The following is a 13,730-nucleotide window of genomic DNA, read 5'->3' on the forward strand; positions in this document are numbered from 1 at the left end:
CGCGTGAACGGACCGGAGATCCACATCGAATTCGCCCCCGAACTGGGGCTGTTCGTCCCACACGCCCGCCGCACGGGAGCCACCCCCGCCGCCACCGACGGCTCCTCCACCCTCGGCCACGTCGTCGAGTCGCTCGGCGTCCCGCTCACCGAGGTCGGCGCCCTGGTCGTGGACGGCACGGACGTGCCGTTCTCGCACATCCCGGCAGCCGGCGAGTCGGTACGGGTCTGCCCGGTCGAGCGACCGCAGCACGTCCCCGGGGCACCACTGCGCTTCCTCCTCGACGTCCACCTCGGAACCCTGGCCCGCAGGCTGCGCCTCCTCGGCGTCGACACGGCCTACGAGTCCACCGACATCGGCGACCCCGCCCTCGCCGCACGGTCGGCGGCCGAACGACGCGTCCTGCTCAGCCGCGACCGCGGACTGCTGCGCCGCCGGGAACTGTGGGCGGGCGGCTTCGTCTACAGCACCCAGCCCGACGACCAACTCCGCGACGTACTGGGCAGGTTCGCACCCGAGCTGAAACCGTGGACCCGCTGCACCGCGTGCAACGGCCCCCTCGCACCGGCCACCAAGGAACAGGTCGCCGAACAGCTTCGAAGCGGCACCGAGCGGTCGTACGACGTGTTCGCGCAGTGCGGGGAGTGCGGGCGCGCCTACTGGAAGGGCGCGCACCACGACCGTCTGGAGGCCGTCGTGGAACGCGCCCTCGCGGAGTTCGGAAGCTGACACCCCCGACACCGGCCCCGCCCCTCAGGCGTTCGGGCTGACCAGGGTCTCGCGCAGCTCCTCGGGGTCGGTCGTCGGGGCGTCGCACACGAAGTGACGGCAGACGTAGGCGGCGGGCCTGCCGTCCACCAGGGGCCGCCCGGCGAGCAGCGGCAGTTCGTCGCTCTCCGGCACCCCGGTCGCCACCACCGCACCCGGCGCGGTACCCAGAAGTGCCGTACGGCGCAGGGCCGTCATGGCGGGATCGCCGCTCTCACCGACGACCGCGACCTCCCGGGGACCGTCGAGCAGCGCCTCGGCGACCGCGAGGCCCCAGCCGATGAAGCGGGGCGCCCGCGGACCCAGCGACTTCACCACGCCCAACGCCCGCTCCGCCGCGGCGCGATGGGGCTCGGCGCCGGTCTGCGCGGCATACGAGAGCAGCGCACCGGCGGCCGCGCTCCACCCGGAGGGCGTCGCGTTGTCGGTGGGGTCCTGCGGGCGGCGGATCAACTGCTCGGCGTCCGCCGCCGTGTCGTACAGGGCGCCCGACTCCGCGTCCGTGAACTGCGCGAGGACGTGGTCGAGCAGGAATCCGGCGAACTCCAGCCAGACGCCCTCCCCGGTCACGGACGCCAGCGCGAGGAAGCCCTCGGCCACGTCCGCGTAGTCCTCCAGCACCCCGGCGTTCGCGCCGGCCCGGCCGTCCTTGCTGGTCCGGGCGAGCCGCGCGTGCTCGTCCATGTGGAGGCGTACGAGGAGGTCGGCGGCGCCGATCGCGGCCTCCACCAGGTCGGGGCGGTCGAAGTAGGCGCCGGTCTCGGCGAGAGCGGCCACCGCGAGGCCGTTCCAGGCCGCGACCACCTTGTCGTCCCGTCCCGGAGCCGGCCGCCCGGCCCGCGCGGCGAGCAGCCGCTCCCGCAGCGACGTCACCTTCTCCGCGTCGACGGCACCTTCCTGCCGGGGCAGTTGGAGCACCGAGGCACCCTCCTCGAAGGTGCCCTCCTCGGTGACTCCGAAGTACCGGGCGGCGAGTTCGGCGTCCGCGTCCCCGAGCACCTCGCGCAGCTGCGCGGGCGTCCACACGTAGTACGCGCCCTCGACGTGCCGCCCGCTCCCGTCATCGCTGTCGGCGTCCAGCGCCGAGGCGAACCCGCCCTCGGCGGTGCGCAGTTCACGCACCAGGAAGTCGGCGGTCTCCAGGGCGACCCGCCGGGCGAGTCCCGACCCGGTGGCCCGCCAGAGATGGGCGTAGACCCGGCAGAGAAGCGCATTGTCATAGAGCATCTTCTCGAAATGCGGGACCACCCAGTCACGGTCGACGGAGTAGCGGGCGAAACCGCCGCCGAGCTGGTCGTACAGGCCACCGCGGGCCATCCGGCCGCACGTGTCCACGGCCATCTGGAGCGCACCCTCCGAGCCGGTCCGCGCGTGATGGCGCAGCAGGAACTCGATCACCATGGACGGCGGGAACTTCGGCGCCCCGCCGAAGCCGCCGCGCGTGGCGTCGTACTCCCGGGTGAGGCCGAGCAGCGCGCCGGCCAGATCCTCCTCGCCGGGCACACCGCTGTCCCCGAAGTTCATCTCCCGCTCGGCGAGATCGCGGGTGATCTTCCCGGCGACCTCCGCGACCTCGTCGCGCCGCTCGGTCCAGGCGCCGGACACGCCCTCCAGTACCTGCCGGAAGGAGGCCATGCCGTGGCGGGGCTCGGGCGGGAAGTAGGTGCCGAAGTAGAACGGCTCGGCGTCCGGCGTGAGGAAGACCGTCATGGGCCAGCCGCCCTGCCCGGTCGCCGCCTGCACGGCCTCCATGTAGACGGCGTCGACGTCGGGCCGCTCCTCCCGGTCGACCTTGACGCTCACGAAGTGCTCGTTCAGGTAGGCGGCGGTCGCCTCGTCCTCGAAGGACTCGTGGGCCATGACATGGCACCAGTGACAACTGCTGTACCCGACGCTCAGCAGGACGGGCCGGTTGGTCCGGCGTGACTCCTCGAAGGCCTCGGCCGACCAGGGCCACCAGTCGACGGGGTTGTCGGCGTGCTGGAGCAGGTAGGGGGACGTCTCATGGGCCAGTCGGTTCGGCATGCTTCCATCCTGCCTGACCGGTCCCCGCCCGTGGCGGGACGGCCTGCGCGCCCGGCGTGGACGCACCACCCGATCCGCCCAACGCGCGCCGCACCGCAGCCGGCGGCCGAACGGTGATCGTCGGCCCTCTCGCGCTCAGGTCGCTCCCGAAGGACACTCATAGGCCAAGGAGTTGCTGCCGGAGGGGGACGTGACATGCGGGAGAGCCACCGGGCGGAGGCCGAGCGCCTGTTGGCCAGGGCCGTCGAGGAGGAGGTGCGCCGCTCGGGAGGGCGTGTCGACGGCGGAGTGCTGCTGTCGCGGGCTCGGGCCGCGCTCGACGCGATGGCGGAGACGGCCGCGGAGGAGTACGAGACGTACACACGGGCCCTGGACGAGGCGGCGGCGGGGCAGCAGACGTTCGGGCAGCGCTATGCCCGTGAGGGATCCGGAACTCCGTTGCTGGTGGCCGCCGTTGCCGCGTTAACGGCTGTCGTCGCCGACCTGGCGCTCGGTACCGGCGCGGGTACGGCCGTCGGCACCGGGGCGACGGTGGCGGTGGCGGGCGCAGCGGCCACCGTCCTCAAGGTGACGGCCACGCACGTGCCGGCCGCGAGCCGCCGGGCCGGGGCGCTGGGCCAGCCCGGCGGCCCCGAGCAGCTGCGGCTCCAGTGGCTGACCGCCCTGGAGGTGCGGGGTATCCGGCCGTTCCTCGACCAGCAGCGGGTACTCAACGCGTCGACCGGGGCGAAGAAGGGCGCGCCCCAGTTGCGGCGTACCGACAAGAGCGCGGCGGCCCGCAGACGCAGTGTCCTGGAGCAGTCCTTCGGTCAACTGCCGGAGTCGGAGGGCCCGTTCGCCGGGCGCCGGACCGAGCTGTCCCGGGTCGCGCAGTGGGTGCAGGCGGCCCGGGCGAGCACGGAGACGAAGCCGACGGTCGTCGTGCTGCACGGCGCGCCCGGCTCGGGCCGCAGCACGCTCGCGATCCGTGCGGCGCACACCCTGAAGGACCAGTTCCGCGGCGCGTGCGTGGTGGACCTGCGGGGTGACAGCCCGGACGATCCGCCGCTCACCACCCGGGACGCGCTGCTCCACCTGCTGAACCGGCTGGGCGCGCCCCGTGAACAGCTCCTGTTCCGTGAGCGTTCCTCGCAGGACCAGCAGGCCAGGCGGCTGAGCGAGCTGTACCACCAGCATCTGACGGGTCTGCCGGTGACGATCGTGCTGGACGACGCGAGCGACGCCGAGCAGGTGCGCACCCTCGTGCCGGAGCGTTCGGAGAGTCTCGTCCTGGTCACCGCGCGCAAGCCGCTCGACCTGCCCGCCGATCTGGCGGCCTGGGTGCACCAGCTGCCCGTCGAGGCCTTGGACGCGGCGGGCGCGGAGGAACTGCTCACCGCGTCGGCGCAGGACAGGTCCGGCCCGTACGACGCCGAATCGACCGATCGGGTGCGGGAGTTGTGCGGTGGGCTGCCGCTGGCGCTGCGCGTCGCGGGGTCGTCGCTCGGCCCGCGTACCGCTCGTCTGCTGGCCACCGATCTGGCGGCGTACGGGCCGGTGGAGCCCGTGGAGCGGGTGCTGTGGCTGCGGTACACGGACCAGTCGGACATGGGCCGCCGACTGCTGCGCCGGCTGGCGCTGGCCGGCCGGGCCTCGCTCGGCGCGGCGGCGGCGGCCTCGCTCCTCGCGACCGACGAACCGGAGGCGACCCGGCATCTGACCGCCCTGTCGCAGGCGGGTCTGATCGACCATGTTCGCGGCAGCCGCTACCGCCTGCACGATCTCGTCCGGGCGTTCGCCGCCGCGCGCCTGCACGACGAGGAGGAGGCGTCGGAGCGTACGGCGGCGCAGGAGCGGCTGATCGTGAACTACGCGGAGCTGGCCGACTCGGTGATCCGCCTGGTCGACGGGAAGACGTCGACGCGCGCCGACCAGTTCGGGCCGCACGGCTTCACGTCGCTGGACGCCGCGCTGCGCTGGCTGGACGACGAGTCGAGCTTCATCACGGCGGCCCTGCGGCACGCCGAGGGGGTGAACCAGGCGGCGGTCCTGAACCTGCTGGGCGCCCTGTGCGACTACTGCCTGCTGCGCGGCGACCTGTACCGGCTCGGCGAGATCAGTGAGCTGACGCAGGCCGTGGACCAGGGGCTGCTGGTGCGTTCGGTGCAGTGGCGTACCGGTATCGCGGCCCGTCAGCTGGGTGAGCTGGACAAGGCGCGGACGACGCTGGCGTCGGTGGTGGACCTGTACTTCGAGGCGCACCACGACGCGGGTGCGGCGCGGGCGCTGTGCTCGCTGGGCATCACGCTGCACCACCAGGGCAATCTGACGGAGGCGGCGGCCAAGCTCCAGGAGGCCATGGACCTGCAGGCGTCTCCCGAGCTGGCGGCCGACCGGGCGTGGACGATGCACGCGCTGGCGGCGGTGGAGCGCGATCGGTCCCGGCTCGCCCAGGCGCTGGACCTGCTCACCGAGGCGCTGGTGCTGCACCGCGCGAGCGGTTCGGTGCACGGCGAGGCGTGGGCGCACTTCCAGCTGGGGCAGCTCGGGCTGCGGATGGGCGACGTGCCGCGCGCCGACCGGGAACTGCGTGAGGCGCTCGATCTGTACGGTCGTACGCGCGATGCCCGTGGTGAGGCCTGGGCGCTGACCCAGCTGGCCCGGGCCCGGCTCGTGGAGGGCGATCCGTCGTCCGCGGTCGACGGGCTGCGCCAGGCGGCTTCCCGGCACCGGGAGAACGAGGACGCGCGCGGCGAGGCCTGGACGGTCTACTACCTGGGCCAGGCCCTGGAGGAGACCGGGAATCTCGACCAGGCGGTGCGCGAGCTGGAGCGTTCGCGGACGATGTTCTCCCGGATGCGGGACGTGTACGGGCTCGCCTGTGCCCGTCACCATTCGGCCCGGGTGACCCGCGACCAGCGGGCCGCGCAGACGGGTTCGCTGCGCAACTCCGGCTTCGCCCGTCAGCTCCTGGTGGACGCCCGGGCGGACTTCCAGCGCATCGGGGTGGCGCACGGCGAGGCCTGGACGTGTCTGGAGCTCGCCGTGGTCGACGCGGGCAACGGCCGTGCGCAGCAGGCCATGGGGCTGTGCGACGAGGCCGTCGGCCTGTTCGCCTCGTACGGCGACCACCGCGGCGAGGACTGGGCGCGTTTCCTGCGCAGCACCCTGCTCCCCTACGCGGCGCCGGGTGGTTACGAGGTGGGGGCGGCGGTGGCCCAGGAGGAGCTGGCGCAGTTGTCGCGGACCGGCCATGCGACGCGGGACGGGAAGCTGGACGACTGCATCGAGGCCTACCAGCTCCTGCTGGAGCGGGGCGTGGATCTGGACGCGGGCTGGCAGGCGTGGCGTCTGGGCATGGTTCCGGGCCGCCACGCCCGTGACGTGATGGGCGTGTCGATGGGGGCGGGCCGGGGCTGAGGAGGCACCACGCCGGGCGGGCCGCTCATGGCGGGCCGCCCGGGTCCCGGCGTGCGGGACCCGGGCTCAGCCTTAGCCCTTGGCGGGCGCGGCTCCGCCGGAGCCGGAGCCCGCGGTGCCGGTGCCGGTGGCCGCCGGGGCGGAGGCCGTCCGGTCGGCGGTGCCGGGGCCCGCCTCGGTGTCGGCGTCCTCGGGGAAGGTGACCTTGCCCATGTGGCGGTTCATGGACTTCATCAGGCCCCAGACGGCCAGGGCCATCACCGCGAAGACGATGAAGCCGAGGACGCCGGGGGTGACCTTGTTCTCGTCGACCTCCTTGGCGAGGGGGGCGAGGTGCGTCAGTGCCAGGCTTGCGCTCATGTCAGGCATTGTCGCGGATGCCCGCAAAGAGGTCGTCCTCGGGGAGGGATGTATCGACGAGGGACTTCGCGAGCTCGTACTCCTCGGTCGGCCAGACCTCTCGCTGGAGGTCCATGGGGACCTTGAACCAGCCGCCGTCGGGGTCGATCTGGGTGGCGTGCGCGATGAGCGCCTTGTCCCGGATCTCGAAGAAGTCCGCGCAGGGAACGTGGGTGGTCAGGGTGCGCTCGGTGCGCTCGAACTCGCTCCAGCGCTTCAGCCAGTCCCCGTACGGCGACTCCATGCCCCGGTCGAGGAGCGCGTGGTGCAGGGCCTCGGTGCGGGGGCGGTTGAAGCCCTGGTTGTAGTAGAGCTTCTGCGGCTGGAAGGCCGGGCCGAACTCCGTCTCGGGGTACTTCTCGGTGTCCGCCGCGCCCTCGAACGCCACCATCGTGATCTTGTGGGTCATGATGTGGTCGGGGTGCGGGTACCCGCCGTTCTCGTCGTAGGTGGTGATCACCTGCGGGCGGAACGAGCGGATCTGCCGGACGAGCTCGCCGGCCGCCTTGTCGACGTCCTCCAGGGCGAAGCAGCCCTCGGGGAGCGGCGGCAGCGGGTCGCCCTCGGGCAGGCCCGAGTCGACGAAGCCGAGCCACTCCTGCTTGACGCCGAGGATCTCGCGGGCCTCGTCCATCTCCTTCTTGCGCACCTCGTGGATGTGCTCCTCGATGTACGTGTCACCCTGCAGCTTGGGGTTGAGGATGGAGCCGCGCTCCCCGCCCGTGCAGGTCACGACCAGCACGTCCACCCCCTCGGACACGTACTTCGCCATGGTGGCCGCGCCCTTGCTCGACTCGTCGTCGGGGTGGGCGTGCACGGCCATCAGTCGCAGCTGGTCAGTCAAGACTCAATCCTCGGTCGGTCGGCTGTCGCCTGGGTAGGTCGGCTGTCGGCGCCCGGCGTGAATCAGCGCGATGGGCGGCTTCTATAGTGACGGAATCGGGGGGCGAATAATTCCGGGGTCCCCGTTCGGGGGCCCGGCCGAGAGGACGATCATGACCACGGCGAGCACGCGGCTGCCCGAGGGCCGGTACGGCCGCTCCGCGGACGAGCGCGCGGACCGCAGGCTCAAGGTCATCGGGGGTGTCCTCGGTGTCGTCCTCATCGCCCTGATCGGCTGGTTCGGCTACGACTACATCGGCGGGACCAAGATCAGCGCCCAGGTGATCGCGTTCAAGGCCGTCTCGGACACCGCGGTCGAGGCGCACCTGGAGGTGCACAAGGACGCCGGTTCGAGCGGCTACTGCACCGTGCGGTCCCAGGACGCCGACGGGGTCGAGGTGGGCCGCGCGGACTTCCGTTTCGCCCGGGACGCGTCCCGCGTCGACAAGGTGGTCACGCTGCGGACGACGGGCCGTGGCACCACGGCGGAGCTCCTCGGCTGCCACAGCGGCTGAGCGGTCCCCGGCCACGCGGCGCCGGCGGTACGGACGCGGCCCGTGATCACTGTCGGTATCCGACGCTGACCTGCGTCGACGTAATTCTGATGTCTTATGTCCTCCCCTCCGGGCCACTGAATTGTTAGGCTCGTGGTTTCGCCCACCCGTGAAAGCACATTCTTCTGGGTAGGGCGATGCTTTGTATCCCAGTACCTACGAGGAGCACCTGTGACCCAGACCAGCGAGAACGTCACCTGGCTGACCCAGGAGGCGTACAACCAGCTCAAGGCCGAGCTGGATCACCTGTCTGGTCCCGCGCGCACGGAGATCGCCGGCAAGATCGCGGCCGCGCGCGAGGAGGGCGACCTGCGCGAGAACGGCGGGTACCACGCGGCCAAGGAGGAGCAGGGCAAGCAGGAGCTCCGTGTGCGCCAGCTGACCCAGCTCCTGGAGAACGCCAAGGTCGGCGAGGCTCCCGCGGCGGACGGCGCGGTCGCACCGGGCATGGTCGTCACCATCGCCTTCGACGGCGACGAGGACGACACCCTGGACTTCCTGCTCGCCTCCCGCGAGTACGCGAGCTCCGACATCGAGACCTTCTCCCCGCAGTCCCCGCTGGGCTCCGGCGTGAGCGGCAAGAAGGTCGGCGAGGACGCCCAGTACGAGCTGCCGAACGGCAAGCTCGCCAAGGTGAAGATCCTCAAGGCCGTGCCCTACCAGGGCTGAGCCCCAGGACCAGCGACGACAGCGATGCCCCCGGCCGGAAGCCGGGGGCATCGCCATGTCCGGACGCGCTCACACCGGGCGGGTCAGCGGGTACGGCTCATGCCGTGGCCGAGCGGTACTTGCGGACCGCGAGGGTGCGGAAGATCAGCACGATGAGGACGGAGTAGATGACCGAGGCCCACACCGAGTGCTGCATGGGCCAGGCGCCGGATGTGGACTGCCCGGGGTTGGCGAACAGGACACGGCAGGCCTGCACCGTGGCGCTGAACGGGTTCCAGTCCGCGATGTGCCGCAGCCAGGGGGTCATGTTGCTGGTGTCCACGAACGCGTTCGAGATGAAGGTGACCGGGAAGAGCCAGATGAGCCCGCCGGAGGTGGCCGCCTCGGGCGTCCGCACGGACAGGCCGATGAGCGCCCCGATCCAGGTGAACGCGTACCCCAGCAGGAGCAGCAGCCCGAAGGCCCCGGCGACCCGGAGCGCGTTGGTGCTGCCGAACGAGCCGACGCGCCAGCCGACCAGCAGGGCGACCCCCGCGAGGACGAGCAGGGTCAGCGCGGTCTGTACGAGGTCGGCCAGGGTGCGGCCGGTCAGCACGGCGCCGCGCGCCATGGGCAGTGAGCGGAAGCGGTCGACGAGGCCCTTGTGCATGTCGTCGGCGATGCCCGCGCCGGCGCCCGCGGTGGCGAACGTGACGGTCTGCGCGAAGATGCCGGCCATCAGGAAGTTGGTGTAGGCGGAGGAACTGGTGCTGCCGCCGATCTTCATGGAGCCGCCGAACACGTAGGTGAACAGCACCACGAACATGATCGGCTGGATCAGCCCGAAGATCACCACCTCCGGGATCCGGGACATCCTGATCAGGTTCCGCCTGGCCATGACCAGGGAGTCCCTGACGGACTGGCCGATGGCGCTCCCGCGCGGCATGACCTGCACGGTGTCGGTTGCGGCGGTCATTTCGCGGTCTCCTTGCTGCGCTGGTCGGCGCCGTCTTCCGGGTCGCCCTCCGCGGTCTCCTGCTCGGCGGCGTGGCCGGTGAGGGAGAGGAAGACGTCGTCGAGGGTGGGGCGGCGCAGGCCGATGTCGTCGATCTCGATGCCGCGCGCGTCCAGTTCGCGGATGACCTCCGCGAGGAGCTTGGCGCCGCCGCTGACCGGCACGGTGAGTTTGCGGGTGTGCTGCTCGACCGTGGTCTCGCCCTTGCCGAAGCCGCGGAGCACCTCGGAGGCGCTCGCGATGCGGTCGCGCTCGTGCACCACGACCTCGACGCGCTCGCCGCCGGTCTGCGCCTTGAGCTCGTCGGCGGTGCCGCGGGCGATGACACGGCCGTGGTCGACCACGCAGATGTCGTGCGCCAGGTGGTCGGCCTCTTCCAGGTACTGCGTGGTCAGCAGCAGGGTCGTGCCCCCGGAGACCAGCTGCTTGATGACCTCCCACAGCTGCTGGCGGTTGCGGGGGTCGAGGCCGGTCGTCGGCTCGTCCATGAACATGACCGGCGGCGACACCACGAGGGCGGCCGCCAGGTCGAGCCGGCGGCGCATACCGCCGGAGTAGGTCTTGGCGGTGCGGTCGGCCGCGTCCGCGAGGTGGAACTGGTCCAGCAGCTCGGTCGCCCGGACCTTCGCGGCCTTGGCCCGCATCTGGTAGAGCTGGCCGACCATCTGGAGGTTCTCCCGGCCGGTCAGGTACTCGTCGACCGCGGCGAACTGTCCGGAGAGGCCGATGCTGCGGCGGACCGCGTCGGGGTTCTTGAGGACGTCGATGCCCGCGACCACGGCCTTGCCGCTGTCGGGGCGCAGCAGGGTCGTGAGACAGCGGACGGCGGTCGTCTTGCCCGCGCCGTTCGGCCCGAGGAGGCCGAGGACGGTGCCTTCCGGGACATCGAGGTCGACGCCGTCCAGAGCCTTTACGTCACCGAAGGTCTTCACCAGGCCTTCGGCGTAGATGGCGCCTGGCATAAGAGTTCTCCACGTCTTTGGGGATTTCTCGGATTTTTACCCAATGAGCATAGTTTTCTCGGTTCGATCCCACCCGGGCGTCGAGCCGATCCGCCACACACACCATAACGCGATGTATCGCGTCTCTCAAGAGGTTTCTCTACGGAGAGCGACCGGACCGTGACAGCGGCGCCGACCTCAGTCGATGACCGTGTAACCCGCCTCGCGCAGCGCCAGATTGACCTCGGCGCAGTGCTCGGGCCCCTTCGTCTCCAGCTGGAGCTCGACCTCCACCTCCGTGAGCCCGAGCCGCGGATCGGTCCGTACGTGACTCACATCGAGAACATTGGCATCCGCCACTGACAACACCCCGAGAAGCGTGGCCAGGGCGCCGGGCCGGTCCGTCAGCCGCAGCGTGACGGCGAGGTAGCGGCCGCCTGCCGCCATGCCGTGCCGCAGGATCCGCTGCATCAGCAGCGGGTCCACGTTCCCGCCCGACAGCAGGGCCACCACCGGGCCCTCGAAGGCCTCCGGATCGGCCAGCAGCGCCGCGACGGGGCTCGCGCCGGCCGGCTCGACGACCAGCTTGGCGCGCTCCAGGCAGAGCAGCAGCGCGCTGGACAGGTTGCTCTCGGAGACCGTGCGGACCTCGTCGACCAGGTCCTCGACGAGCCGGAAGGGCACGTCGCCGGGGCGGCCCACCTTGATGCCGTCGGCCATCGTCGCCGGACGCTCGATCGACAGCGGCCGCCCGGCCGCCAGCGAGGGCGGGTACGCCGCCGCGCCCTCGGCCTGCACCCCGACGACCCGTACGTCCGGGCGCAGCGCCTTCACCGCGACCGCGACACCCGCCGCGAGACCGCCGCCGCCGACGCCCACGACGATCGTGCGCACCTCGGGGCACTGTTCGAGGATCTCCAGGCCGACGGTGCCCTGCCCCGCGATGACGTCGGGGTGGTCGAAGGGATGGATGAAAACGGCCCCCGTACGCGCCGCGTACTCCTGCGCGGCGGCCAGCGTCTCGTCGACCACCTGACCGTGCAGCCTCACCTCGGCGCCGTAGTGCCGGGTGGCCGCCACCTTCGGCAGCGGGGCGCCCGTCGGCATGAAGACCGTGGACCGCACTCCGAGCAACGAGGACGCGAGCGCGACGCCCTGCGCGTGGTTTCCCGCACTCGCCGCGACGACACCCGCGGCGCGCTCCTCCGGAAGCAGGCCCGCGATCCGCACGTAGGCACCGCGCAGCTTGAAGGAACCCGTCCGCTGGAGGTTCTCGCACTTGAGGTGCACCGGCGCCCCCACCAGCCGCGTCAGGTACCGGCTGCCCTCCATCGCGGTCGTCCGCGCCACCCCGGTGAGCATCTTCTGCGCGCCGCGCACGTCATCCAGAGTCACACTGGGAAAGGAGTCAGCCGTGCTGTAGCTCATGACCCCCAGTCTCGCAGTTCACGCGGGCGCACTCCCGTCGTGACCACCCTCCGAGACCGGGTTTGCGCAGCCCCGGTACGGCCCGCTCCCCAGCCGCGTACCCTGTCCCCCAACCCAGCTCCCCACGCATGAATTGAGCCCCCGGCCATGCCCACAACACCAGAAATGTCGATGGACATGACGACCGTCGGTGACACCGGTCTCCTCGAAACCCTCCAGCACGAGGTCGCGGTCTTCGCGCGCCGTGCGGAACAGACCCGGCTCGGCGGGGTGGGGCAGGTGCGCAACTCCATGGACCGCGCCGCGTACCTGCTGCTCAACCGCCTCGACAAGGAAGGCCCGATGGGCGTCAAGGCGCTCGCCGCGAGCATGGGGATCGACTCCTCGACGGTCACCCGGCAGGTCGCCCCGCTCGTCGACACCGGACTCGTCAAGCGCACCTCGCACCCCGAGGACGGGCGCGCCGTGGTGCTCCAGCTGTCGCCGCGCGGCCAGTCCCGGCTCGATGAAGTGCGCACCTCCCGGCGCCAGTTGATGGCCGAACTGACCACCGGCTGGGAGCCGGAGGAGCGCGAGGCGTTCTGCTCCCTGCTCACCCGCTTCAACACCGCGCTCTCCGCCCGCCAGGCCTCCCAGGGCGTACCGGCGGCGGACTCCGAACCGTCCTCCTGACCCTCGCGGGCGCCATGCGCCGTTCCGGGCTTCCCCGGTCTCCGTTGACCTTCACGCGCGCGTGCGTACACGCGCGACGCGCGCGCGAGGGCCCCGGTTCACCCGCGGGTGTACGCGGGACTCTTGACCGGAAGGCCGCGGCTGCCCTCATATGAGACCGGGTCCTCGTCGCACGCGGTGCGGCGGGCCGCACGCGGCCGCGGACCCGCTTCCACAGTCGCCCTGAGGCGGGAGGCATGGTGCGAGAACGGCATGCGTCCCAAGGCGTTCGCCGGGCCCGGGAGTTCGAGGCGTTCGTCGCGGGCGCGGCAGGACGGCTGCTGCACACCGCCACCCTTCTCACGGCGGAACCCGGGGACGCCAACCCGCGCGCGCGGCGCCTGCTCACCCTGTCCCTCGCCCACACGTACGCCACCTGGGACCGGCTGCACGGCGAGGACCCCTACGACAGCACCCGCCAGCAACTCGCCGTGCGCTTCCAGCGGGCCGCCTGGCACCAGTACGGCGGGCTCGGGCGGCTGCGCCCCTCCCCCGCCCCGGACAGCGTCCTGGCCCGGCTCACGCCCCACGAACGGCTGATCCTCGTCCTGAGGCTGTACGAGGGCGTCGCCGAGGAACAGACGGCGGCCCTGCTCGGCCTCCCCGTGGAGCGCGTACGGGTGATCTGCGCGCGGGCGACGGCGACGCTGCTCCATCCGCCGCGCGGCCCGGCGCCCGCCCGGATGGAGGTGGCTCCGTCATGAACCTGCCGGAGCGCGAGGCGGCCGTACGCCACATGCTGGAGCGGACCCCGCCCGCGGTCCCGCCCGACCTGTACGGCGAGGCCGTACGCCGTGGCGGGCGCATGCTGCGCCGCAGGAGGGCGGCGCGGCGCGTCATGTGGGTGCTGCTGTGCGCCGCGGCCGTGGTCTTCGTGATCTGGGCCGTGACCGTTCAGCCGTGGGTGGAGCCGCCGTCGGAGACGACTCCACCCCTGTCGAACTGGTGACGGCGCCGTCC

13 protein-coding genes are annotated in these 13,730 nt (G+C 71.9%); 7 read left to right on the forward strand and 6 right to left on the reverse strand.

Annotated features, from left to right (window positions below):
- Positions 1 to 3: 3 nt before the first annotated feature.
- Positions 4 to 729: a Mut7-C RNAse domain-containing protein gene (locus ABZT74_RS23365; protein ID WP_356166382.1), complete on the forward strand. Its 726-nt coding sequence runs from the start codon at positions 4 to 6 to the stop codon at positions 727 to 729.
- A gap of 24 nt (positions 730 to 753) precedes the next feature.
- On the opposite strand, the gene ABZT74_RS23370 is transcribed toward ABZT74_RS23365, so the two are convergent.
- Positions 754 to 2,793, reverse strand: coding sequence for a thioredoxin domain-containing protein (locus ABZT74_RS23370; RefSeq protein WP_356437773.1), 2,040 nt, complete (start codon positions 2,791 to 2,793; stop codon positions 754 to 756).
- 195 nt (positions 2,794 to 2,988) lie between these two features.
- Between ABZT74_RS23370 and ABZT74_RS23375 the strand changes: the two genes are divergently transcribed.
- A complete protein-coding gene (locus ABZT74_RS23375) occupies positions 2,989 to 6,192 on the forward strand; it encodes a tetratricopeptide repeat protein (RefSeq protein ID WP_356437775.1) in 3,204 nt (1,067 codons plus the stop codon).
- 72 nt (positions 6,193 to 6,264) lie between these two features.
- Here ABZT74_RS23375 and ABZT74_RS23380 read toward each other — a convergent pair whose 3' ends face one another.
- Positions 6,265 to 6,561: a hypothetical protein gene (locus ABZT74_RS23380; protein WP_356437777.1), complete on the reverse strand. Its 297-nt coding sequence runs from the start codon at positions 6,559 to 6,561 to the stop codon at positions 6,265 to 6,267.
- The gene (gene mca, locus ABZT74_RS23385) at positions 6,554 to 7,435 is read right to left on the reverse strand and encodes a mycothiol conjugate amidase Mca (RefSeq protein ID WP_356166395.1); all 882 of its coding nucleotides are present in this window, start codon (positions 7,433 to 7,435) and stop codon (positions 6,554 to 6,556) included. The genes ABZT74_RS23380 and mca overlap by 8 nt, the downstream gene beginning before the upstream one ends.
- 151 nt (positions 7,436 to 7,586) lie before the next feature.
- On the opposite strand from mca, the gene ABZT74_RS23390 reads away from it, so the two are divergent.
- Both ABZT74_RS23390 and greA read left to right on the forward strand, forming a co-directional pair.
- Positions 7,587 to 7,988, forward strand: a complete 402-nt coding sequence (locus ABZT74_RS23390; protein ID WP_356437779.1) for a DUF4307 domain-containing protein — start codon at positions 7,587 to 7,589, stop codon at positions 7,986 to 7,988.
- A gap of 210 nt (positions 7,989 to 8,198) precedes the next feature.
- Positions 8,199 to 8,696: a transcription elongation factor GreA gene (greA, locus tag ABZT74_RS23395; RefSeq protein WP_355865447.1), complete on the forward strand. Its 498-nt coding sequence runs from the start codon at positions 8,199 to 8,201 to the stop codon at positions 8,694 to 8,696.
- A gap of 97 nt (positions 8,697 to 8,793) precedes the next feature.
- Here the strand turns inward: greA and ABZT74_RS23400 are convergent, their stop codons facing one another.
- From ABZT74_RS23400 to ilvA, 3 genes are all read right to left on the reverse strand, one after another.
- On the reverse strand, positions 8,794 to 9,651 hold the full coding sequence (locus ABZT74_RS23400) for an ABC transporter permease (RefSeq protein ID WP_356166398.1): 858 nt from the start codon (positions 9,649 to 9,651) through the stop codon (positions 8,794 to 8,796).
- Positions 9,648 to 10,652, reverse strand: a complete 1,005-nt coding sequence (locus ABZT74_RS23405; protein WP_355865451.1) for an ATP-binding cassette domain-containing protein — start codon at positions 10,650 to 10,652, stop codon at positions 9,648 to 9,650. Before ABZT74_RS23405 ends, ABZT74_RS23400 begins: the two co-directional genes overlap by 4 nt.
- Before the next feature lie 177 nt (positions 10,653 to 10,829).
- Complete coding sequence (ilvA, locus tag ABZT74_RS23410) at positions 10,830 to 12,059, reverse strand: threonine ammonia-lyase (RefSeq protein WP_356166400.1); 1,230 nt, start codon at positions 12,057 to 12,059, stop codon at positions 10,830 to 10,832.
- A gap of 165 nt (positions 12,060 to 12,224) precedes the next feature.
- Here ilvA and ABZT74_RS23415 point away from each other — a divergent pair, with 165 nt between their 5' ends.
- The 3 genes from ABZT74_RS23415 (at position 12,225) to ABZT74_RS23425 (ending at position 13,719) form a co-directional block, all read left to right on the forward strand.
- The gene (locus ABZT74_RS23415) at positions 12,225 to 12,731 is read left to right on the forward strand and encodes a MarR family transcriptional regulator (RefSeq protein ID WP_355865455.1); all 507 of its coding nucleotides are present in this window, start codon (positions 12,225 to 12,227) and stop codon (positions 12,729 to 12,731) included.
- Positions 12,732 to 12,970: 239 nt separating this feature from the next.
- The gene (locus ABZT74_RS23420; protein WP_355865613.1) at positions 12,971 to 13,474 is read left to right on the forward strand and encodes a sigma factor-like helix-turn-helix DNA-binding protein; all 504 of its coding nucleotides are present in this window, start codon (positions 12,971 to 12,973) and stop codon (positions 13,472 to 13,474) included.
- On the forward strand, positions 13,471 to 13,719 hold the full coding sequence (locus ABZT74_RS23425) for a hypothetical protein (protein ID WP_355865457.1): 249 nt from the start codon (positions 13,471 to 13,473) through the stop codon (positions 13,717 to 13,719). The genes ABZT74_RS23420 and ABZT74_RS23425 overlap by 4 nt, the downstream gene beginning before the upstream one ends.
- Positions 13,720 to 13,730 lie beyond the last annotated feature (11 nt).

This window comes from Streptomyces sp. NPDC005302 (genome assembly GCF_040607345.1).
Taxonomy (GTDB): Bacteria; Actinomycetota; Actinomycetes; order Streptomycetales; family Streptomycetaceae; genus Streptomyces.

What these genes read in the sequence shown, in the direction of transcription:
- ABZT74_RS23370 (WP_356437773.1), bottom strand. Translation starts at nt 2,793, where the DNA reads ATGCCGAACCGACTGGCCCATGAGACGTCCCCCTACCTGCTCCAGCAC.
- ABZT74_RS23375 (WP_356437775.1), top strand. Translation starts at nt 2,989, where the DNA reads ATGCGGGAGAGCCACCGGGCGGAGGCCGAGCGCCTGTTGGCCAGGGCC.
- ABZT74_RS23380 (WP_356437777.1), bottom strand. Translation starts at nt 6,561, where the DNA reads ATGCCTGACATGAGCGCAAGCCTGGCACTGACGCACCTCGCCCCCCTC.
- ABZT74_RS23390 (WP_356437779.1), top strand. Translation starts at nt 7,587, where the DNA reads ATGACCACGGCGAGCACGCGGCTGCCCGAGGGCCGGTACGGCCGCTCC.
- ABZT74_RS23400 (WP_356166398.1), bottom strand. Translation starts at nt 9,651, where the DNA reads ATGACCGCCGCAACCGACACCGTGCAGGTCATGCCGCGCGGGAGCGCC.
- ABZT74_RS23405 (WP_355865451.1), bottom strand. Translation starts at nt 10,652, where the DNA reads ATGCCAGGCGCCATCTACGCCGAAGGCCTGGTGAAGACCTTCGGTGAC.
- ilvA (WP_356166400.1), bottom strand. Translation starts at nt 12,059, where the DNA reads ATGAGCTACAGCACGGCTGACTCCTTTCCCAGTGTGACTCTGGATGAC.
- ABZT74_RS23415 (WP_355865455.1), top strand. Translation starts at nt 12,225, where the DNA reads ATGTCGATGGACATGACGACCGTCGGTGACACCGGTCTCCTCGAAACC.
- ABZT74_RS23425 (WP_355865457.1), top strand. Translation starts at nt 13,471, where the DNA reads ATGAACCTGCCGGAGCGCGAGGCGGCCGTACGCCACATGCTGGAGCGG.